This window comes from Streptomyces sp. NPDC015131, from assembly GCF_043079975.1.
Taxonomy (GTDB): Bacteria; Actinomycetota; Actinomycetes; order Streptomycetales; family Streptomycetaceae; genus Streptomyces.
In genome coordinates this window covers 1-19,937 of sequence record NZ_JBIBVB010000007.1, presented here as the reverse complement: position 1 = coordinate 19,937, position 19,937 = coordinate 1, and the positions used below count along the sequence as shown (strand labels likewise).

General features: G+C 75.2%; 16 protein-coding genes and 1 rRNA gene. 4 read left to right on the top strand and 13 right to left on the bottom strand.

Features of this window, described 5'->3' with window-relative positions:
- The first annotated feature begins 163 nt into the window (after window positions 1–163).
- Window positions 164–1,969 (top strand): glycoside hydrolase family 15 protein, encoded by a 1,806-nt coding sequence (locus ACF08D_RS25750; RefSeq protein WP_392225659.1) that lies wholly within the window; start codon window positions 164–166, stop codon window positions 1,967–1,969.
- A 10-nt stretch (window positions 1,970–1,979) separates the two neighbouring features.
- Here ACF08D_RS25750 and ACF08D_RS25745 read toward each other — a convergent pair whose 3' ends face one another.
- On the bottom strand, window positions 1,980–3,638 hold the full coding sequence (locus ACF08D_RS25745) for a flavin monoamine oxidase family protein (protein WP_392225658.1): 1,659 nt from the start codon (window positions 3,636–3,638) through the stop codon (window positions 1,980–1,982).
- 261 nt (window positions 3,639–3,899) lie between these two features.
- Between ACF08D_RS25745 and ACF08D_RS25740 the strand changes: the two genes are divergently transcribed.
- Window positions 3,900–5,534, top strand: coding sequence for a PucR family transcriptional regulator (locus ACF08D_RS25740; RefSeq protein ID WP_392226343.1), 1,635 nt, complete (start codon window positions 3,900–3,902; stop codon window positions 5,532–5,534).
- A 74-nt stretch (window positions 5,535–5,608) separates the two neighbouring features.
- Here ACF08D_RS25740 and ACF08D_RS25735 read toward each other — a convergent pair whose 3' ends face one another.
- The 6 genes from ACF08D_RS25735 to ACF08D_RS25710 form a co-directional block, all read right to left on the bottom strand.
- Window positions 5,609–6,703 (bottom strand): glycosyltransferase family 4 protein, encoded by a 1,095-nt coding sequence (locus ACF08D_RS25735; RefSeq protein WP_392225656.1) that lies wholly within the window; start codon window positions 6,701–6,703, stop codon window positions 5,609–5,611.
- Between the two features lie 86 nt (window positions 6,704–6,789).
- Complete coding sequence (locus ACF08D_RS25730; protein WP_392225654.1) at window positions 6,790–7,548, bottom strand: hypothetical protein; 759 nt, start codon at window positions 7,546–7,548, stop codon at window positions 6,790–6,792.
- A 33-nt stretch (window positions 7,549–7,581) separates the two neighbouring features.
- Window positions 7,582–9,300, bottom strand: coding sequence for a DNA repair protein RecN (gene recN, locus ACF08D_RS25725; protein WP_392226341.1), 1,719 nt, complete (start codon window positions 9,298–9,300; stop codon window positions 7,582–7,584).
- A gap of 375 nt (window positions 9,301–9,675) precedes the next feature.
- Window positions 9,676–10,599, bottom strand: a complete 924-nt coding sequence (locus tag ACF08D_RS25720) for an NAD kinase (RefSeq protein WP_392225652.1) — start codon at window positions 10,597–10,599, stop codon at window positions 9,676–9,678.
- Window positions 10,600–10,640: 41 nt separating this feature from the next.
- Entirely contained in the window at window positions 10,641–11,456 is an 816-nt protein-coding gene (locus ACF08D_RS25715) for a TlyA family RNA methyltransferase (RefSeq protein ID WP_392225650.1), read from the bottom strand.
- A 7-nt stretch (window positions 11,457–11,463) separates the two neighbouring features.
- Window positions 11,464–11,760, bottom strand: coding sequence for a hypothetical protein (locus ACF08D_RS25710; RefSeq protein ID WP_392225648.1), 297 nt, complete (start codon window positions 11,758–11,760; stop codon window positions 11,464–11,466).
- 42 nt (window positions 11,761–11,802) lie between these two features.
- Here ACF08D_RS25710 and ACF08D_RS25705 point away from each other — a divergent pair, with 42 nt between their 5' ends.
- The gene (locus ACF08D_RS25705; RefSeq protein WP_392225646.1) at window positions 11,803–12,150 is read left to right on the top strand and encodes a sterol-binding protein; all 348 of its coding nucleotides are present in this window, start codon (window positions 11,803–11,805) and stop codon (window positions 12,148–12,150) included.
- Here the strand turns inward: ACF08D_RS25705 and ACF08D_RS25700 are convergent.
- The 4 genes from ACF08D_RS25700 to ACF08D_RS25685 form a co-directional block, all read right to left on the bottom strand.
- Window positions 12,147–12,953, bottom strand: coding sequence for an ABC transporter ATP-binding protein (locus ACF08D_RS25700; RefSeq protein ID WP_392225644.1), 807 nt, complete (start codon window positions 12,951–12,953; stop codon window positions 12,147–12,149). The two genes, ACF08D_RS25705 and ACF08D_RS25700, sit on opposite strands and share 4 nt — an antisense overlap.
- 146 nt (window positions 12,954–13,099) lie before the next feature.
- Window positions 13,100–14,119 carry a FecCD family ABC transporter permease gene (locus tag ACF08D_RS25695; RefSeq protein WP_392226340.1) on the bottom strand — a complete coding sequence of 340 codons (1,020 nt, stop codon included), beginning with the start codon at window positions 14,117–14,119 and terminating at the stop codon, window positions 13,100–13,102.
- 128 nt (window positions 14,120–14,247) lie between these two features.
- Window positions 14,248–15,258: a FecCD family ABC transporter permease gene (locus ACF08D_RS25690; RefSeq protein ID WP_392226339.1), complete on the bottom strand. Its 1,011-nt coding sequence runs from the start codon at window positions 15,256–15,258 to the stop codon at window positions 14,248–14,250.
- Between the two features lie 133 nt (window positions 15,259–15,391).
- Window positions 15,392–16,426, bottom strand: coding sequence for an HAD-IIA family hydrolase (locus ACF08D_RS25685; RefSeq protein WP_392226337.1), 1,035 nt, complete (start codon window positions 16,424–16,426; stop codon window positions 15,392–15,394).
- 71 nt (window positions 16,427–16,497) lie between these two features.
- On the opposite strand from ACF08D_RS25685, the gene ACF08D_RS25680 reads away from it, so the two are divergent.
- Window positions 16,498–17,778: a DUF1015 family protein gene (locus ACF08D_RS25680; RefSeq protein WP_392225642.1), complete on the top strand. Its 1,281-nt coding sequence runs from the start codon at window positions 16,498–16,500 to the stop codon at window positions 17,776–17,778.
- An 88-nt stretch (window positions 17,779–17,866) separates the two neighbouring features.
- Here the strand turns inward: ACF08D_RS25680 and ACF08D_RS25675 are convergent, their stop codons facing one another.
- Both ACF08D_RS25675 and rrf read right to left on the bottom strand, forming a co-directional pair.
- A complete protein-coding gene (locus ACF08D_RS25675; protein ID WP_392226335.1) occupies window positions 17,867–18,574 on the bottom strand; it encodes a hypothetical protein in 708 nt (235 codons plus the stop codon).
- Between the two features lie 1,272 nt (window positions 18,575–19,846).
- Window positions 19,847–19,937: ribosomal RNA gene (gene rrf, locus ACF08D_RS25670) — 5S ribosomal RNA — on the bottom strand; the annotation flags it as partial.

The following is a 19,937-nucleotide window of genomic DNA, read 5'->3' as shown; positions in this document are numbered from 1 at the left end:
GGGGCGCGTCGTATCCTGCCAGGACATCCGCCGCCGAGCAGGCCCCGCGCAACGGCACCACCCCCGCCCGTCAGCGGGACCGCCGTGCTCGTCGGCGACTCCTGACCTGACCCCAGTAAGCGCCCCACGGGGGCGAACGTTGCCGTTCGACTGGAGATTGCACGTGGCCGGGCGCATCGAGGACTACGCACTCATCGGAGACATGCAGACCGCCGCCCTGGTCTGCCGGGACGGCACGGCCGACTGGCTGTGCCTGCCCCGCTTCGATTCGCACGCCGTCTTCGCAGGACTCCTCGGGACCGAGGAGCACGGTTTCTGGCGGATCGGCCCGGCGCACGCCGAGGACGCCGAGCCGCCCACCGCCGACCGGCGCCGGTACGTCGGTGACTCGCTGATCCTGGAGTCCGAGTGGGACTCCCCGGGGCGGGGCACCGTCCGCGTGACCGACTTCATGCCGCCGCGTGACGGCGCCCCGCAGCTGGTGCGGATCGTGGAGGGCGTCCGGGGCCGGGTGCGGATGCGCTCCGCGCTGCGGATGCGGTTCTCGTACGGGCGCGTGGTGCCGTGGGTGCACCAGGTCGACGGCCGTACGGTCGCCGTCGCCGGACCCGACTCGATCTGGCTCGACACGCCCGCCGAGACCCACGGCGAGGACCTCACCACGTACTCCGACTTCACGGTCGCGGCGGGCGAGAAGATCGCCTTCACCATCAGCTGGCAGCCCTCGCACCACCCGCAGCCGCCGGTGGCCGACCCGGAGGGCGCGCTGGAGGCCACCACCGAGTTCTGGCACGAGTGGGTGGACCACTGCACCTACCGGGGCCCCTACCGCGAGGCCGTGATCCGCTCGCTGATCACCCTCAAGGCGCTCACCTACGCCCCCACGGGCGGCATCGTGGCCGCGCCCACCACCTCGCTGCCCGAGGACATCGGCGGCGTGCGCAACTGGGACTACCGCTACACCTGGCTGCGGGACGCCGCGATCACCCTCTCCTCGCTGCTGCGCACCGGCTACCGCGAGGAGGCCCGCGCCTGGCGGGAGTGGCTGCTGCGCGCGGTCGCCGGCGACCCCGAGAACCTCCAGATCATGTACGGCATCGCGGGCGAGCGGGAGCTGGGCGAGGCGGAGCTCGACTGGCTGCCGGGGTACGAGAACTCCGCCCCCGTCCGGGTCGGCAACGGCGCGGCGCACCAGCTCCAGCTCGATGTGTACGGCGAGGTCACCGAGGCCCTGCACCTGGCCCACATGACCGGCCTGGCGCGCAACGACTACGCCTCGCTGCTCCAGCTGAAGCTGATCCGGTACCTGGAGGACCACTGGGACCAGCCGGACGAGGGCATCTGGGAGGTCCGCGGGCCGCGCCGCCACTTCACGCACTCCAAGGTGATGGCGTGGGTCGCGGTGGACCGCACGATCAAGCTGATCGAGTCCGGGGACGCGGACGGCCCGCTGGAGCGGTGGCGGGAGCTGCGGGACACGATCCACCGGGACGTGTGCGAGAAGGGCTACGACCCGGAGCGCAACACCTTCACCCAGTCGTACGGCTCGAAGGAGCTGGACGCCTCGCTGCTGCTGATCCCGCAGATGGGCTTCCTGCCGCCGGACGACAAGCGGGTGATCGGCACCATCGAGGCGATCCAGCGGGAGCTGTCCACCGAGGACGGCTTCATCCTGCGCTACCCCACGGAGGGCGCGGACGAGGGCGTCGACGGCCTGCCCGGCGACGAGGGCGCCTTCCTGGCCTGCTCGTTCTGGATGGCGGACGACCTGGCGATGATCGGGCGGGTGGACGAGGCGCGCAAGCTCTTCGAGAAGCTGCTGGCCCTCCGTAACGACCTGGGGCTGCTGGCGGAGGAATGGGACCCCCGCCGCCAGCGCCAGGTGGGCAACTTCCCCCAGGCGTTCAGCCACGTGCCGCTGATCGACACGGCCCTGCGCCTCACCGCCTCGGGCGCGTACGGCGCCTGACGCGCGCCGCTCACGAGCGCCGTGTCGCGGTGAGTACCTCGCGGGCGGCGCGGGCGCCTTCGGCCGCGCCGCCCTCCATGAAGCCCTGGAAGTCGGCGCTGGTGTGCTCGCCGGCGAAGTGGAGGGTGCCGCGCGGGCCTTGCGGGGTGCCCTCGTAGCCCGCGTACCGGTGGACGTAGCCGACGGGCCAGTAGGAGTAGGCGCCCAGCGCGTAGGGGTCGCGGTGCCAGGCGGAGAGCTGGGCGCGGCCGTTCCAGGCGCGGGAGGTGCCGGGGAAGAAGGCGTCGATGCCGCGCAGCCGGCGGGCGGCCAGCTCCCGGACGTACGGGTCGGACTCGGTGGCGAACGGCTCGGCGGGGCGCAGCCGGGCGGCGAGCGAACCGCCGTTGTACTGGATGAGGACGCCGCCCCGGCCGGGCCGCAGCTTGGTGGTGTCCCAGGTCTGCTGGACGTCGGTGTCGGTGAAGGCGTCGCCCGCGGTGACGCCGGGCCAGGGGCCGGTGCCGCGCCAGGGGCGGGTGGAGCACTCCAGGTTGAGCTTGGTGCAGTGGCCCATGCGCGCGTCGCGCAGCAGCCGGCGCATGCGCGGGTCGAGGCCGGCGCGGCCGAGGTCGAGCCGCTGGAGGACGGGCACCGGCAGGCACAGCACGGTGTGGTCGGCGGTGACGGTGCGGGTGGCGCCGTCCTCGGTGAACGTCAGCGTCTGGCCGCCGCCCGCCTCCGCCCGTACGGCGGTGAGCTCCCAGCCGCTGCGGAGCGTGCCGGGCGGCAGCGCCCCGGCGACGGCCCGGGGCAGCCGGTCGTTGCCGCCCGCGATGTGGAAGCGCTCGTCGGACTCGCCCCACACGCTGAAGCCCCGGCCCTCCGGCTGGTAGCCCATGAGCAGGACGAGGGCGAGCGCGGACTGCTCGGTGGTGTCCGCGCCGTACTCCACGTTGTACGCGACGTCGAGGAACCGCCCGAAGGGCGAGCCGTGGCCGCCGGGGACGCGGGTCTCGATCCACTCGTACAGTGACATGGTGTCGAGGGCGACGGCCCCCGGGGTGTGCCGGTCCCAGGTGACGTCCCCGGCCGCCCTCAGGTCGCGGCGGAGCGCCCGGCGGACGGCGGCGAAGTCCTCGTCGGCCCGGTCGCGGGGGTAGTAGCCGCCGCCGAACCACAGCACCTCCCGGGCGCCCTCCGGTCCCCCGCCGGCGAAGTCCTCGACGGCCAGGCCGAACCGGCGGCACAGGGCCAGGACCGTCTCGTGGCCGGTGTCGATCAGCTCGCCGCCGATCTCGGAGGTACGGCCGTGCGTCCAGTGGCCGCGCTGGGTCCACATCCGTCCGCCGACGCGGTCCGGGTTGGCCTCGTAGAGCGTGCAGCGCAGGCCCGCGTCGGCGAGGGTGAGGGCGGCGGTCAGGCCGGCGATGCCCGCGCCGACGACGGCGACCCGCGGGCCGCTCCTGTCCGGCGCGGCCGGGCCTGGGCCGGTGGCGGCGTGCGCCCGGGCGGGCGTGGCCGCCAGCGCGGTGCCGGCGCCCACCGCGGCGCCCACGGCGGCGGCGCGGCGCAGGAGTTCGCGGCGGGTGGCGCCGCGTACCTCGGCGACGGGCATGCCCAGCCGGTCGGCGGCGGCGCGGTGGGCGGCGATGTCGCGCAGGGCGCGCATCAGGGGCGTACGGGACACGGGCGGGCTCCTCGGTGTGTGGTCGGCGGCCGGGTGGCGGGCCGCTCCGCGCGTCCGGCCGCCGTGCGGGGCGCCGTGCCGGGGGCGGGATCGTCTGCCACGGCGGGACACCCTTCCCCGGAGTGAGGTACGCCACAATCGGCAGGGGGTCACGCAAATGGCCCTCCGGCGCGACGAGTTGTCGCCCGTTACGGGCCTCCGGAGCCGTCCGGAGATGTCCGGGCGACACGGACGCGGGTAGCGTCCGGCCGTATGACCTCCATGAACGATCAGGGCGGGATCACCGTGCAGCGGGCGCTGGAGCTGCCCGGTCTGCGCGGCGGCCTGCCGGAAGTGGTCGCCGGGGCCGACAGGCTGCACCGGACGGTGCGCTGGGTGCACGCCGGTGAGGTGCCGAACATCGCCTCGCTGCTCAAGGGCGGTGAACTGCTGCTCACCACCGGTCTGGGGCTCGGGACGCGGCCGGCCGAGCAGCGGGCGTTCGTCCACCGGCTCGCCGAGCGCGGGATCGCGGCGCTCGTGGTGGAGCTGGGCCCGCGCTTCACCCGGCTGCCCGCGACCATCGTGGAGGCGGCGCGGTCGGCGGGCCTGCCGCTGGTGCAGCTCCACCGGGAGGTCGCGTTCGTCTCGGTGACCGAGGAGGTCCACACCGAGATCGTCAACGGGCACTACACGCTGCTGCGGCAGGCCGAGGACGTGCACCGGCGCTGCACGGAGGCGGTGCTGGGCGGCGGCGGGGTGCCGCAGGTGCTGGGCATCCTGGCCGGTTTCGCGGCCAACCCCGTCTTCCTGGAGACCGCGGAGGGGCAGCTGCTGTACGCCGCGGGCGGGGGCGAGGGGCCCGCCGATCCGCTCCAGGTGTGGGAGGGGATGCGCGGCCAGCGGGCGGCCCGGGAGGCGGGCCCGCCGGCCGGGGCGGTGCTGGTGGACGTGCCGGGCGGCGGTACGGCCGCGGGCGCGGTGCGCGCCCGGCTGGTGCTGCTGGCCGTGTCCGGGACCCTGCTGCCGGTGCACCGGATGGCCGCGGAGCGGGCGGCGGGGATCCTCGCGGTGGTGCTGATGCAGGCGCGGCAGGAGGAGGAGCTGGCCGCGCGGGGGCGGGGCGACTTCCTGACCGACCTCGCGGAGGGCCGCGTATCGGCGGACGACGCCCCCGGGCAGGCGCGGGTGCTGGGCTTCCGGCCCGGTGACGGCCCGCTGCTGCCGGTGGTGATGAAGCTCGGCTCGGACGTGCTGCCGTCCGGCGACTGGTCGCTGCTGGCCCGCGCCGTGCTGGAGGAGCTGTCCGCCGTGGGGGTGCCGGTGCTGGTGGGCGTGCGTCCCGTCGAGAGCCGGGTGCCGGTGCTGCTGGGGCTGCGGAGCGAGTCGGAGCGTACGGCGGTCGCCGACCGGGTGGCCGCGGCACTGCGCGCGGGGGTGGCCCGGGCGGGCCTGGAGCGGCCCTCGGGCGGACACCCGCCGGTCGTCGTGGTGGGCGTGGCGGGCGGCTGGGCGGCGGCGTCGGCGGGGCTGCGGCACGCCGCGGAGACGGCGTCGGCGGCGCGTGGTCTGCCCGAGCGGCCCTGGTACGACGCGCGGCGCCTGGACATCGACCTGCTGCTGTGGCGGCTGAGCACCCTCGGCGAGGGCGCCGCGCTCGCGGCGTTCGTGGACCGGGCGATCGGCCCGCTGCGCGACCACGACCGCACCTCGCGCCCCGCGCTGCTCCCGACGCTGGAGACGTACCTGGCGCACGCGGGCCGCAAGGCGGAGACGGCGCGCGAACTGCACCTCAACCGCCAGACCCTCTACAACCGGCTGGCCCGGATCGGGGAGCTGCTCGGCACGGACCTGGACGACCCCCAGACGGTGCTGGCCCTGTCACTGGCGCTGCGCGCCCGCCGCCACGCCCCGTAGGGGGCAGGTCGGGGTCGGGTGCGGAGGCTCTGGGGCGGGGCGGGGCGAGGCGTCCCGGTTCGTGGGGCGGAGGCTCAGGCGGTGCCGCCGCCCGCGCACAGTTCGTCGTAGACGCTCAGCACCTGCGCGACCGTCTCGTCCTCGGTCGGCCAGGTCGCCGCCTGGGCCCGGCCCGCCGCCGCAAGCGCGGTGCGGCGCGCCGGGTCGGCCAGCAGGGCGGTCACCTCGGCGGCCAGCGCGGGCGCGTCCCCGTACGGGACCAGCACCGCCGCGTCGCCGACCAGTTCCGGGACGCCGCCCACGGCCGTGGCGACCAGCGGGACGCCGAGCCGCAGCGCCTCCTGGGCGAGCGGGGCGCGGGCCTCCCAGCGGCTGGCCAGCACGGCCACGTCCGCCGCCGCGAGCAGGGCGGTGACGTCACCGCGCCGGCCCAGCAGCCGTACCGGCAGCCCTTCCGCGTCGATCCGCCGCTGGAGGGCGCCCCGGCCGCGCCCCTCCCCCGCGACGGCGACCAGCGGTACCGGGTCGTGGCGCAGCCACAGCCGCGACGCGTCCAGCAGCGTGCCGTACCCCTGGTGCGGCTCCAGCGCGCCGACGGCCATCAGCAAGGGCCGGTCCATGACGCCCAGTTCGGCGCGCGCCTTGCCCGCCCGCGCCTCGGTGACCCCGCCGCCGGGCGGGGCGGGGAAGGAGACGGGCCCGAGCCGCGCGTCGCGGGCGCCCCGCCGCCGGGCGCGGTCGACCAGCTCGGAGGACGTACCGAGGACGACGGCCGCCGCCCGTACGGTCTTCCGCTCCAGGAGCCGGACCAGGCCGCCCTTGGCCCCCTCCGTGGGGGCGCGGGTGTGCCAGGTGACGACGAGCGGCGCGCCCTGCGGCCCGAGCGCCAGCCCGGCGCGCAGCGAGGCGTTCAGCCCATGGGCGTGCACCACGTCCGCGCCGGCGCACGCCTGGCGCAGGGCGTTCACGGCGACCGGGTCGCTGCGGCGCGGTACGGGGACGAAGTGCGCCCCGGTGCCCAGGAAGTCGTAGTCGCGGTCGAGTCCCGAAGGGGCGCACACGGTCACCCGCACGCCCCTCGCCACGAGCCCGGCGGCCAGTGATCTGACATGAGCGCTGCTGCCCGCGCTGCCGCCGCCCAGCACCTGGACCGTATGCAGCTGTGTCACGCGCCCAAGGATGCCAGTCCGTACGGACGTTCCGGCGCCGTCCGGGCGAACCGGCCGTGTCGTACGGCGCGATCCCGCGCCTGCGTTCACTCACACGAGTGAACGGGGCCTCGGCCGGGAGACCCGGCGAGACGGCCGACCGTGCCGGGGCGGGCCGCCGCCGCGAGGAGCACGGCCGCGTGCGCCACCAGTCCCGCCCGCCCGCTCGACGCGGCGATCCCCGTGCCCAGCACCGCGCCCAGCGCATGGGCGCCCATGTCACCGAGCATGGTCCGCTCCCCCAGGTCGTCCGCCGCCACGGCCGCCGCCGCGCCCGCCGAGACGGCGGCCAGGTGCCCGCGCGGCAGGCCGAACGCGAGCGTGGCGAGGACCGCGCGACCGGGCCGTACGTCCACGAGGTTGACCGCGTGGGCGCTCCCGGCGATCACCACGCCCGCGAGCACCTTGTCGGCGGCCCGCTCCCTGAGCAGCGCGCCCGCCGCGAGCCCGGCGGCGCCGATCCCGAACAGCTTGACCGCCCCGCTGGTCACCTCACCGTGCCTCAGCGCCCCCAGGTGCGCCCGGAATCCGCGCCGGTGGTCGCCCCTGGTGTCGTCGTACGCCCCGCACAGGGCCGCGGCCAGCCCGGCCAGCACGGCGGGGCCCCGGCCCGGGCCGCGTACCGCCGACGCCCCCAGCAGCACGCCCGCGGTGACGGCGGGCCCGGCGTACAGGTCGACGGCGCGCCCCGCGAAGTTGGTCCGCTCCCACCGCGCGCCACGACGGCGCCGCCGCAACCCCGCGTACCCCGCACGGGCGACCGCGGCGGCGACCGCGCATCCGCTCATCCTCCGGACAACGTTCATCCGGACAGCCTACGAGCCGCCACCGACAGGGCGTCAGGCGTCCGCCCTGGCCGTGGCCAGCAGCTCCTCCGCGTGCGCCCGGGCCGTCTCGGAGTCCTCCTGGCCGGCCAGCATGCGCGACAGCTCACGCACCCGGTCCTCGCCCTCCAGGACCGTGACGCCGGACCGCGTCACCGACCCGTCGTTGGTCTTCTCCACCAGCAGCTGCCGGTCGGCGAACGCCGCGACCTGCGGCAGGTGGGTGACCACCACGACCTGCGCCGACCGGGCGAGCTTGGCGAGCCGCCGGCCGATCTCCACGGCCGCCTTGCCGCCCACGCCCGCGTCGACCTCGTCGAAGAGGTACGTCGGCACCGGGTCCGTACCGGCGAAGACCACCTCCACGGCGAGCATCACCCGCGACAGCTCACCGCCCGAGGCGCCCTTGGCGATCGGCCGGGGCGGAGCGCCCGGGTGCGGGGCGAGCAGCAGCTCCACCTCGTCGGCGCCGTGCGGCCCGTAGGCGACCGTGCGCCCGCCGACCTCGACACCCGCCGGGTCCTCCGTCTGCCGGATGTCGAACGACACGCGCGCGTGGGGCATGGCGAGGGACGCCAGCTCGGCGGTGACGGCGTCCGCGAACCGGGCCGCGGCCTCCGTCCGCGCGTCCGTCAGCGCCTGGGCGAGGCCGGACAGTTCGGCGCGCAGGGCGTCGCGTTCGGCCGTCAGCTCGCCGATCCGCTCGTCGTCGCCGTCCAGCTCGGTGAGCCGCGCGGCGCCCTCCTCCGCCCAGGCCAGGACGGCGGCGACATCGGTGCCGTACTTGCGGGTGAGGGCCGTCAGCGCGGCCCGGCGCTCCTCGACGGCCGCGAGGCGCCGGGGGTCGGCGTCCAGGTGGTCCGCGTATCCGGCGAGTTCGCCCGCCACGTCGGCCAGCAGGATCGAGATCTCGCCCATCCGGTCGGCGAGCGCGGCGAGCGCCGGGTCGTGCGCCCGTACGGCCTCCAGGGCCCGCTGGGCGCCCGCCACCAGGGTCGTCGCGTCCAGGACCTCGGGGTCCTCGGGGTCGCCCGTCAGGGCGCCGTGGGCGAGCGCGGCGGCCGACGCCAGGGCCTCGGCGTGGCCCAGGCGCTCCGCCTCGGCGGCCAGTTCGGCGTCCTCGCCCGCGCGCGGCTCGACCGCCTCGATCTCGGCCAGTCCGAAGCGCAGCAGGTCGGCCTCCTGCGCCCGCTCGCGCGCCCGCGTGGTCAGCTCGTCGAGCCGGGTCGTGACGGCGCGCAGCCGCCGGTACGCCTCGCCGTACCGGGCGAGCGGCCCGGCGACGGCCTCGCCGGCGTACCGGTCGAGGGCGCCGCGCTGCCGGGCGGGCTTGAGGAGGCCCTGCTGGTCGGTCTGGCCGTGCACGGCGACCAGCTCGTCGGCCAGTTCGGCGAGGACGCCGACCGGCACGGAGCGCCCGCCCAGATGCGCCCGGGAGCGGCCCTCCGCCGAGATGGTGCGGCTGATGAGCAGCGCGCCCTCGTCGAGTTCGGCGCCCGCCTCCTCGGCCCGGACCGCCGCGGCGGCGCCGGCGGGGACGGTGATCCGGCCCTCGACGACGGCCGAGGGCGAGCCGATCCGCACCAGGGCGGGGTCGGCGCGTCCGCCCAGCAGCAGCCCGAGGCTGGTCACGACCATGGTTTTGCCCGCGCCGGTCTCGCCGGTCACCGCGGTGAACCCGGGTGACAGCTCGACCACCGCGTCGTCGATGACTCCGAGCGACCGTATCCGCATCTCCTCCAACACGGGGAAGACCTTACGAGGTCCGGGGGCCGCCGTGCGACGGCCCCCGCCCCGCGTCGCCGAAGCCGCAGGTCGGGGCGGGGCGCGGCGGCCCGCTGTCACCCGCCGGAGTGGGGGGCGGCCCGGGTGGGGCAGGCCCCCGGACGATACGGGTGCCGGCCGGATGGCGCAGGGGGCGTCACGGACAGCACGATGATCACTATGCGTATCGCGTCCGGACCGGGCATCGATCCCGGGCTCCCTGTCCCTGCCCTGCTTCTCTCCCCCGCCCCCGTCCCTCTTGCGCGCCCCGGCTCCGCACCTCGTGCCCGCCCCGGCCCCGCACTTCTTGCGCGCCCCGGCCCGGGCCTCTGCCCCGGCCCCGGGTCAGCGCGGGGCGCCCCGCCAGCCGGAGACCGGCAGGGCGAACTTGGCCACCAGCCGGTCGGTGAACGACGCGTGGTGCAGCCGCGCCAGCCGTACGGGCACGGCCCCCCGGCGGACCTCCACCCGTGCGCCCGCGGGCAGTTCGATGGTGCGGCGCCCGTCGCACCAGAGCACGCCGTCCGGGGTGTGCGGCTCCACCTCCACGGCCAGCACCGAGTCCGGCGTGGTGACCAGCGGCTTGGCGAAGAGCGCGTGCGCCCCGATCGGCACCATCAGCAGCGCCTCCACCTCCGGCCAGACCACCGGTCCGCCCGCCGAGAAGGCGTAGGCGGTCGAGCCGGTCGGCGTCGCGCAGATCACCCCGTCGCAGCCGAAGCCGGTCACCGGCCGGCCGTCGATCGCCAGGACGACCTCCAGCATGCGTTCCGGCGACACCTTCTGCACGGCGGCCTCGTTGAGCGCCCAGTCGCTGTGCAGCACGTCCCCGTTGTCGTGCACGGTGACGTCCAGGGTCATGCGCTCCTCGACCTCGTAGGCGCGGGTCACGACCCGGTCCACGACCTTGTCGAGGTCGTCGCGCTCGGCCTCCGCGAGGAAGCCCACCCGGCCGAGGTTCACCCCGAGCATCGGTACCCCGGAGGCCCGGGCGAACTCGGCGCCGCGCAGCAGCGTCCCGTCGCCGCCCAGCACGATCAGCAGCTCGCAGCCGTCCAGGACGTCGGGCGACGCCTCGGGCACGGTCTGGACCGTGGGCGGCAGCGGCAGATCGGCCGCCTCGGCCGCCAGCACCCGCACACCGAGCCCGCTGCGCAGCAGCCCGAGCACGACCAGCTCGGCGCTGCGGACCGCCGCCGGGCGGCCGGTGTGCGCCAACAGGAAGACGGTGCGCGGCGCCGCGCCGCCGGCCGCGTCCTCCGCGTCCACCCCGTCCGCCGAAAGCTCTGTCGATGAAGTCGTCGATGAAGTCAACGAGGTCCCTCCGCCACGGCGCGTTCCACGTCCGCCGGATCCAGGGCGGGCGCGCCCGCCCGCAGCCACAGAAAGTACTCGACGTTCCCGGACGGGCCGGGCAGTGGACTGGCCGTCACGCCCAGCACCCCGAGGCCCAGCTCGCCGGCCCGCCGCGCCACGGTGCGCACCGCGTCGGCGCGCAGCTCCGGGCTGCGGACGACCCCGCCGCTGCCGAGGCGCTCCCTGCCCACCTCGAACTGCGGCTTCACCATCATGACCAGATCGGCGCCGGGCGCGCAGACCCCCACCAGGGCCGGCAGCACCAGCCCCAGCGGGATGAACGAAAGGTCCCCCACCACCAGGTCCACCGGCTCTCCGTCGATCACGTCGAGCGTCAGCTCACGCACATTCGTACGGTCCTTGACGGTGACGCGTTCATCGCTCTGGAGCGACCAGGCGAGCTGGCCGTAGCCGACGTCCACGGCCACCACGTGCGCCGCCCCGGCGCGCAGCAGGACATCGGTGAAGCCGCCCGTGGACGCTCCCGCGTCCAGCGCCCGCCGCCCCTCGACCTTCAGCCCCAGGGGCACGAAGGCCGCCAGGGCGCCGGCCAGCTTGTGGCCGCCGCGCGAGACGTAGTCGGGGTCGGAGTCGTCCTGCGCCACCACGATCGCGGCGGCGGTCTCGACCTGGGTGGCGGCCTTGGTGGCGGTGGTGCCGCCGACGGTGACCCGCCCCGCCGCGATCAGCTGCCCGGCGTGCTCACGCGAGCGGGCGAGCTTCCTGCGGACCAGCTCGGCGTCGAGACGGCGGCGTGCGACTCCTGCCACGTTCGGTTCAGCTCCTGTGTTCGTACGGGGGTGACGGCTGGGGGCGCGCGTCGAGCGCGGCCAGCGCCTCCCGCAGCCCCCGGTGTACATCCTCGTACACCTCGGGGTGCCCGTCGGCAGGCAGGTGGTCGGCGTCGGCCAGCCGCTCCAGGCCGGCGTCCACCCCGGGGTGCCCGGTGGGCACGCGCTCGACCCCCAGGGGCGCGGGCCCGGCCGGCGCGTCCGCCTCCGTGTGTGCCGGGTCGTGCGCCCCGGCGGGCGTCTCCTCGACGGCCTCCGGCGGCTCGGGCATCACGTCGCTCATGCCCCGACGCTACCGCGAAGGGCTGCGGTACGGTCGGTCTCGATGGCCACGATCGAGGAGTGCCGCAGCGCACTGGACAAGCTCGCCGGCAGCCTGCCGCACGCGAACGGCGCCGTGCGGGGTGCCGCCGCGCTCGATCGCACGCTCAGCTGCCACATCACCGATCTCGACGTCACCTTCACCGGCCGTCTCACCGACGGCCGCATCGAGGTGCTCGACCGGGTGGACGGGCCGCCTCCGGAGCGGGCCGAGATCCGGCTGGCGATGACCGGTGACGACCTGGTCGCCATGGTGGACGGCGATCTGCACTTCGCCCGGGCGTGGGGCTCCGGCCGGGTCCGGCTGGAGGCGGGCTTCCGCGACCTGCTGCGCCTGCGGTCACTGCTCTAGCGCGCGGCCGCCCGGGCCCTGCGGGCGGCCGGGATCACCAGCGGCGTGCCGGTCTCCGGGTCCTCGATCACCTGGCAACGCAGCCCGAAGACCCGCTCGACCAGCTCGGCGGTGACCACCTCGGACGGCGGCCCCTCGGCGACGACGGCCCCGTCCCGTACGGCGACGAGGTGGGTGGCGTACCGGGCCGCGTGGTTGAGGTCGTGCAGGACGGCGACCAGCGTGCGTCCCTGCGTCTCGTGCAGCTCCGCGCACAGGTCGAGCACGTCGATCTGGTGCTGGATGTCGAGGTAGGTCGTCGGCTCGTCGAGCAGCAGCAGCGGTGTCTGCTGGGCGAGCGCCATGGCGATCCACACGCGCTGGCGCTGGCCGCCCGACAGCTCGTCCACGTACCGGTCGCCCAGCTCGCCCACGCCCGTCGCGTCCATCGACTCCTGGACGATCCGCTCGTCCTCCGGCGACCACTGGCGCAGCAGCCCCTGGTGCGGGTAGCGGCCCCGGGCGACCAGGTCGGCGACGGTGATGCCGTCCGGCGCGATGGACGACTGGGGCAGCAGGCCCAGGGTCCGGGCGACCTTCTTGGCGGGGAGGGAGTGGATGGACTGCCCGTCCAGCAGCACCCGTCCCTCGCTGGGCCTGAGCATCCGGGACAGGGCACGCAGCAGGGTCGACTTGCCGCAGGCGTTGGGGCCGACGATCACGGTGAAGGAGTTGTCGGGTATCTCGACCGACAGGTCCCGGGCGATGATCCGCTGCTCGTAGGCGAGGGTGACCGCCTCCGCGCTCAGACGCTGCTGCTGCATGGACGTGCTCCCGGCGTTCTTCTCGCTGTGTTCGGCGTGTTCGGGGTGTTCGGGGTGTTCGGGGTGTTCGGGGTGTTCGGGGTGCTGGACGTGTTCTGCGGGTACGGCTCGTTCCGCGGGTACGGCGTGGGTGGAGCGGGCGCGGGTCATATCCGGCCCGCCCGGCGTTCGGTGACCAGCAGCCACAGCAGGTACGCCCCGCCGACCACACCGGTCACCACGCCCACGGGCAGTTCCCGCTCGCCGAAGGCGTTGGTGGCGGTCCAGTCGGCGACCAGCAGCAGCGCGGAACCCATCAGCGCCGAGGCGGCCAGGTTGGGGCCGGGCGCGCGGGTCAGCCGGCAGGCGAGCTGCGGCGCGCTCAGCGAGACGAAGGCGATGGGCCCCGCGGATGCCGTGGCCACGGACACCAGCAGGACGGCCGCCGCCATGAGCACCACCCGCGTCCGTTCGACCTTCACCCCCAGGGCGTACGCCGCGTCGTCGCCCATCTCCAGCATCCGCAGCGACCGCCCGTACGCCAGGACCAGCGGCGCCAGCACGGCGCAGACGGCGAGCAGCGGCCAGAACTGGGCCCAGTCCCGCCCGTCGAGGGTGCCGGTCATCCACAGCACGGCCCGGGTGGCGTCGACCAGGTTGGCCTTGGTGATGAGGTAGTGGATGACGGCGGTCAGCATGGCGGCGGCGCCGATGCCGACGAGGACGAGCCGGAAGCCGTGCACGCCGCGCTTCCAGGCGAGCAGGTAGATCAGGACACCGGTCACCACACCGCCCACCACGGCACCGCCCGCCACGGCCGTCGCGCTGCCGCCGAAGAGCACGATCACGCTGAGCGCGCCGACGGTGGCGCCCTGCCCGAAGCCGATGACGTCCGGGCTGCCCAGCGGATTGCGGGAGACGGACTGGAACACCGCGCCGCCCAGCCCGAGGGACGCGCCGACGAGGACCGCCACCAGCACCCGCGGCAGCCGCAGGTCCTGGACGACGAACTCCTGCGCCATGGTGCCGTCGCCGAGGAGCGTGGCGACGACGTCGGCGGGCGCGATCGGGAAGTCCCCGCTGCCGATGAGGACGACCCCGGCCGCCAGGGTCACCACGGTGAGCAGGACCACCATGACGGCCGCGCGGGGCTCGTAGCGCACGGACAGTCCGCCGGCGGTGCGCAGCGCCCGCGGGGCACGAGCGGCACGGGTGGCACGAGCGGCACGAGCGCCACGGGCGGCCCTCGCGCCAGGAGAGGACTGGGCGGACTCGGCGGACTCCGGGAGCCGCGTGGTCTTCGTGGTGCGCGTGCTCACAGCGTGGCCATCCTCTTGCGGCGTACGAGGTGGATGAAGACGGGCCCGCCGACGAGCGCCGTCACGATGCCGACCTGGAGTTCCGCGGGCCGGACCACCACCCGCCCCAGCACGTCGGACCCGAGCAGCAGCACGGGCGACAGCACCGCCGCGTACGGCAGGATCCACCGCATGTCGGGGCCGGTCAGCGCGCGCACCAGGTACGGCACCATCAGCCCGATGAAGACGATCGGCCCGCAGGCGGCGGTCGCGGCGCCGCACATCAGGGTCACCGAGATCATGCCGAGCACCCGGGTCCGGTTGAGGTGGGCGCCCAGCGCGCGGGCGGTGTCGTCGCCCATCTCCATGGCGTTCAGCGGCCGGGCGACCAGCAGCGCCAGGACCACGCCCGCCGCGACGAACGGCGCCACCGCGCGGATCGTCGCCATGTCGGCGTTGGCCAGCGACCCGACGGTCCAGAACCGCAGCCGGTCGAGGGCCGCCGAGTCCAGGAGCTGGACGGCGTTGACGTACCCGTACAGCGCGGCCGTCGCCGCCGTCCCCGCCAGCGCCAGCCGTACGGGCGTGGCGCTGCGGCTGCCGCCCAGCGCGTAGACCACGACGGACACGACGGCGGCGCCCAGGAAGGCGAACCACACGTAGCCGGTCAGACCGGTCACCCCGAAGAAGCTGATCGCGGTGACGACGGAGGCCGCCGCTCCGGCGTTCACGCCCAGCAGCCCCGGCTCGGCCAGGGGGTTGCGGGTGAGCGCCTGCATCACCGCGCCGGACAGCCCCAGGGCGGTGCCGACCATGATCCCCAGCAGGGTTCTCGGCAGGCGAAGGTCCTGGATCAGGACGTCGTTGCCGGTGCCGGAGTAGTGGAACAGGCCGTGCCACACATCGCCGAGCGGGACCGGTTTGGCCCCGACCATGATGCTCGCGACACAGACGAGCAGCAGCACGGCGACGGCGACGAGCAGCCCGGCCGCCCGCGTCGAGCGGCGGCGCACGGGAGGCACGGCCACGGTCGCGGGATCCGCGCTCTGCTTGGGGGGACGGTCGACCAACACCCGGTTAGGTTAGCCTCCGCTTCCCTGCCCACGGCCGGCCGGGTCCCTGGGGTCCGGACGGGACCGGGATCTCACCCAGGGCCGCCGCTCACCACCCCAGCCGCGCCAGCGCCTTCCCCGCCTCCAGACCGCACGAACCATCACCCGCGTACGTCCACGCCGCCGCGCACAGCGCCCGCAGCCCGTCCACCACCGCCGGCCCCTCGCCGTCCAGGGCCAGGGCATCACCGCGCACGGCGGCCGTCCAGCCACCGCAGGCGAAACCGTCCGCCGCCGAGCCCGTGACCTCCGGCTGCCCGGTCAGCAGCCCCCGCAGGTCGGCGTCCACATACGTCGGCCGGTGCTCCGGCACGGCGGCCAGCAGCTGCGCCGCGTCCGTCACCCCGGTCAGCACCAGCAGCGAGTCCACCTCCCCGTGGAACGCGCCCTCGATGTCGGTGTCCAGCCGGTCCCCCACCACCAGCGGCCGCTCCGCACCGGTCCGCAGGATCGTCTCGCGGTGCATCGGCGGCAGCGGCTTGCCCGCCACCTGCGGCTCGGCGCCGGTCGCGATGCGCACGACCTCCACCGCCGCGCCGTTCCCCGGCGCGATGCCCCGCCCGCTGGGGATCGTCAGATCGGTGTTGGAGGCGTACCACGGCACCCCGCGCGCCACCGCGTACGACGCCTCGGCGAACCGGCTCCACGGCAGCTCCGGCCCCCCGTACCCCTGCACCACCGCCGCCGGGTCGTCGTCGGCCGACTCCACCGGCTCCAGCCCGCGCTCCCGCAGCGCGACCCGCAGGCCCTCACCACCGATCACCAGCACCCGCGCGCCCGGCGGCACCTGCTCGGCGACCAGCCGGGCCACCGCCTGCGCCGAGGTGATCACATCGGTCGCAGCCGCCGGAACCCCCAGCTCCGTCAGATGGGCGGCCACCGCGTCCGGCGTCCGCAGCGCGTTGTTCGTCACGTACGCCAGGTGCATCCCGCCGTCCCGGGCCGACCCCAGCGCCTCCACCGCGTGCGCGATCGCCGCCCCGCCCGCGTACACCACACCGTCCAGGTCCAGCAGCGCCGTGTCGTACGCCTCGCTCAACGCACGCGCGCTGCCGCTCGGCCGGGTCCTGACCCGCTGTCCCATCTCCCGCTCCTCGTCCGAAAGCAATTGCCCCCGATCATCGCTCATGCCCGCGATCCACATACGATGCAGGGATGAACACCACAGGTTCTGCGGCCAACGGCGGTCTGCACCTGACACCTTTCCGTGGGCTGCGCTATGTCCCCGAACGGGTCGGGAGCCTTGCCGCGGTGACCTCTCCCCCGTACGACGTGGTCGTACGGCCCGACGGTGTGCACTATCTGCAGTCGGCCGACCCGCACAACATCGTCCGGCTGATCCTCCCCGAGGCGGCCACCGCCGAGGATCGCCACCGCCAGGCCGCCGACACCCTCCGCGCCTGGCTCGCCGAGGGCGTCCTCGCGGCCGACGACATACCCGCGCTGTACGTGTACGAGCAGCGCAGGGGCGACACGCTCCAGCGCGGCCTGATCGGGGCCCTGGAACTCAGCAGCCCCGCCGAGGGTGTAGTGCTGCCCCACGAGGACGTCATCCCGCACGTCGTCGAGGACCGCGCGTCCCTGATGCGCACCACCGCCGCCAACCTCGACCCCCTGCTCCTCACCTACCGGGGCAACGGCACCGCGAACGGCGCGACCGCCGTCATCGAGCGCACCGTCCTGCGCGCGCCGCTCCTGTCGACGACCACCGAGGACGGCATGGGCCACCGCCTGTGGTCCGTCACCGACCCGGCCGCGCTCGCGGAGGTCTCCGAGGACCTCGGCCGGCACCAGGCCCTGATCGCGGACGGGCACCACCGCTGGGCCACCTACCTGCGGCTGCGTGAGGAGCACCCCGCGCCCGGCCCCTGGCACTACGGCTTGGTCCTCCTGATCGACACGGCCCGCTACCCGCTCGAGGTCCGGGCCATCCACCGGCTGCTCAACCAGCTCCCGGTGGACGCCGCGCTCGCCGCGCTCGGCGACGGCTTCCGCGTCCGCCCGGTCGACGGCCCCCTCCCCGAGGCGCTCGCGGCCCTGGACGCCGCTGCCCGGGAGGGCAACGCCTTCCTCCTCGCCGGCGACGGGCGCTTCCACCTGGCCGACCGTCCCGACCCGGCCCTCCTCGCCCGTACGGTGCCGGCCGACCGCCCGGCGGCCTGGCGCGCCCTCGACGCGACCGTTCTGCACGCCACGCTCATCGACCACCTGTGGCGGGTCCCGGACACACCCGAGGCGATCAGTTACATCCACGACGCCCAAGCCGCCATCGCCCAGGCCGAACGCCGGGGCGGTACGGCCGTCCTGATGCACCCCGTGCGCGAGGACGTCGTCCGCGACCTCGCCCGCCAGGGCGTCACCATGCCGCGCAAGTCGACCTCCTTCGGCCCCAAGCCCGCGACCGGCCTGGTCCTGCGGAGCCTGGACGTCGGCTGACACCCGGCGACGGCAGGCATACAAACAGACATAAAAAAAGGGGCGGCACCCCGAAGGATGCCGCCCCTTTCCGCTGCGCGGTGACCGGTCAGTCGCGGTCGCGCGAGGCGTCGTCCGCCCCGGCGTCCCCGGCATCCCCGGCGTCTTCGGTCTCGTCGTCCTCGACGGCCGCGTCGACGAACTCGACCCCGTCCATCTCCGCGAGCCGGTCGGAGGCGTCGGTCGAACCGTCCTTGTCCGCCTCCAGCGCCTTGGCGAACCACTCACGCGCCTCGCCCTCGCGCCCCGCCTCCAGCAGCGCGTCGGCGTATGCGTACCGAAGCCGCGCGGTCCACGGCTGTACGGAGTTGGACGCCAGCTCCGGGCTCTGCAGCGTCACGATCGCGGCGTCCAGCTGCCCCATGTCGCGCCGGGCCCCGGCGGCGACCAGACGCATCTCGACCTGGCCGGACTTGTCGAGCTTCTGCACCTCGGGCTCACCGGCCATGGCCATCGCCCGCTCCGGCCGGCCCAGGCCGCGCTCGCAGTCGGCCATCACGGGCCACAGCTCCACGCTGCCGGTCATCCGCCGGGCCGCCCGGAACTCGGCCAGCGCCTCGGCGTACTTCTGATTCGCGTACGCGGCGAAGCCGGCGGCCTCCCGCACCGCCGCCACCCGCGAGGCGAGCCGCAGGGCGATGCGCGAGTAGGCGTACGCCTTCTCCGGGTCCTCGTCGATGAGCTTGGCGACCATCACCAGGTTCCTGGCGACGTCCTCGGCGAGCGTCTTCGGCAGGCTCATCAGCTCCTGCCGCACGTCCTTGTCGATCTCGTCGCCGGTCACGTCCTCCGGGATGGGCAGCCGCTTGATGGGCTCCCGGTCGCGGTCACGCCGGTCACGGTCGTCCCGCCCCCGGAACCCGCCCCGGTCGTCCCGTCCCCGGAAGCCGCCCCGGTCCCGGTCGTCACGGCGAGGCCCACGAGGCCGCTCGTCCCGGCCGCGCCGGAAGCCACCCCGGTCGTCACGCCGGTCATCGCGGCGGGGCGCACGGTCGTCACGGGGGAACCCGCCACGGTTGTCCCGGCGGTCATCACGACGGAACCCGCCGCGGTCGTCGCGCGGGAACTCGCGGCGGTCGTCACGCCGATCATCCCGGCGGTCATCGCGGCGGAACCCACCACGGTCATCACGCGGAGACTCACGGCGGTCGTCGCGGCGGGGTGCGCGGTCGTCGCGCGGGAATCCGCCGCGGTCGTCCCGGCGGTCATCACGACGGAACCCACCACGGTCGTCGCGCGGGAACTCGCGCCGATCGTCACGACGGTCATCGCGGCGGTCGTCACGGCGGAAGCCACCGCGATCGTCACGCCGGTCATCCCGGCGGTCGTCACGCCGGTCGTCGCGACGGAAGCCACCGCCACCGCCGGCCGGACGTCCACCGCGGTCGTCCCGGTCCCGGCGGAAGCCACCGCCACCGCCACCGCCACGGTTGTCGTCACGGCGGAACCCACCACCGGTGGGACGCCCACCGCGATCGTCACGCCGGAAGCCGCCACGGTCACCCCCGCGGTCGTCGCGGCGGGGTGCGCGGTCGTCGCGCGGGAATCCGCCGCGGTCGTCCCGGCGGTCGTCGCGGCGGAACCCGCCACGGTCATCACGCGGGAACTCACGCCGATCGTCACGGCGGTCATCGCGGCGGTCGTCACGGCGGAAGCCACCGCGATCGTCGCGCCGGTCGTCGCGGCGGTCGTCACGCCGGTCGTCGCGACGGAAGCCACCGCCACCGCCGGCCGGACGCCCACCGCGGTCGTCCCGGTCCCGGCGGAAGCCACCGCCGCCGCCACCGCCACGGTTGTCATCACGACGCGGGCCCCGGAAGCCGCCCCGCTCACCACCGTCCCGGCGACGCGGCTCGCGCTCCGGACGATCGTCGGAGGAGTTGGTGGACATGGGTGACGCTCCTGTCTTCGGGTACCGCAGTCATTCTCGCGCAGCCGGCAGCCGGACGCGCTCCGAGAAAATTCGAGCAAAACAAAAAGGACCCTTGGCCCCAGCATGAACGCTGGGACCAAGGGTCCTTGAAAGATTGTTCGGCGGCGTCCTACTCTCCCACAGGGTCCCCCCTGCAGTACCATCGGCGCTGAAAGGCTTAGCTTCCGGGTTCGGAATGTAACCGGGC

What these genes read in the sequence shown, in the direction of transcription:
- ACF08D_RS25710 (WP_392225648.1), bottom strand. Translation starts at nt 11,760, where the DNA reads ATGAGCGACGTGATGCCCGAGCCGCCGGAGGCCGTCGAGGAGACGCCC.
- ACF08D_RS25680 (WP_392225642.1), top strand. Translation starts at nt 16,498, where the DNA reads ATGAACACCACAGGTTCTGCGGCCAACGGCGGTCTGCACCTGACACCT.
- ACF08D_RS25685 (WP_392226337.1), bottom strand. Translation starts at nt 16,426, where the DNA reads ATGGGACAGCGGGTCAGGACCCGGCCGAGCGGCAGCGCGCGTGCGTTG.
- ACF08D_RS25705 (WP_392225646.1), top strand. Translation starts at nt 11,803, where the DNA reads ATGGCCACGATCGAGGAGTGCCGCAGCGCACTGGACAAGCTCGCCGGC.
- ACF08D_RS25730 (WP_392225654.1), bottom strand. Translation starts at nt 7,548, where the DNA reads ATGAACGTTGTCCGGAGGATGAGCGGATGCGCGGTCGCCGCCGCGGTC.
- recN (WP_392226341.1), bottom strand. Translation starts at nt 9,300, where the DNA reads ATGCGGATACGGTCGCTCGGAGTCATCGACGACGCGGTGGTCGAGCTG.
- ACF08D_RS25740 (WP_392226343.1), top strand. Translation starts at nt 3,900, where the DNA reads ATGAACGATCAGGGCGGGATCACCGTGCAGCGGGCGCTGGAGCTGCCC.
- ACF08D_RS25700 (WP_392225644.1), bottom strand. Translation starts at nt 12,953, where the DNA reads ATGCAGCAGCAGCGTCTGAGCGCGGAGGCGGTCACCCTCGCCTACGAG.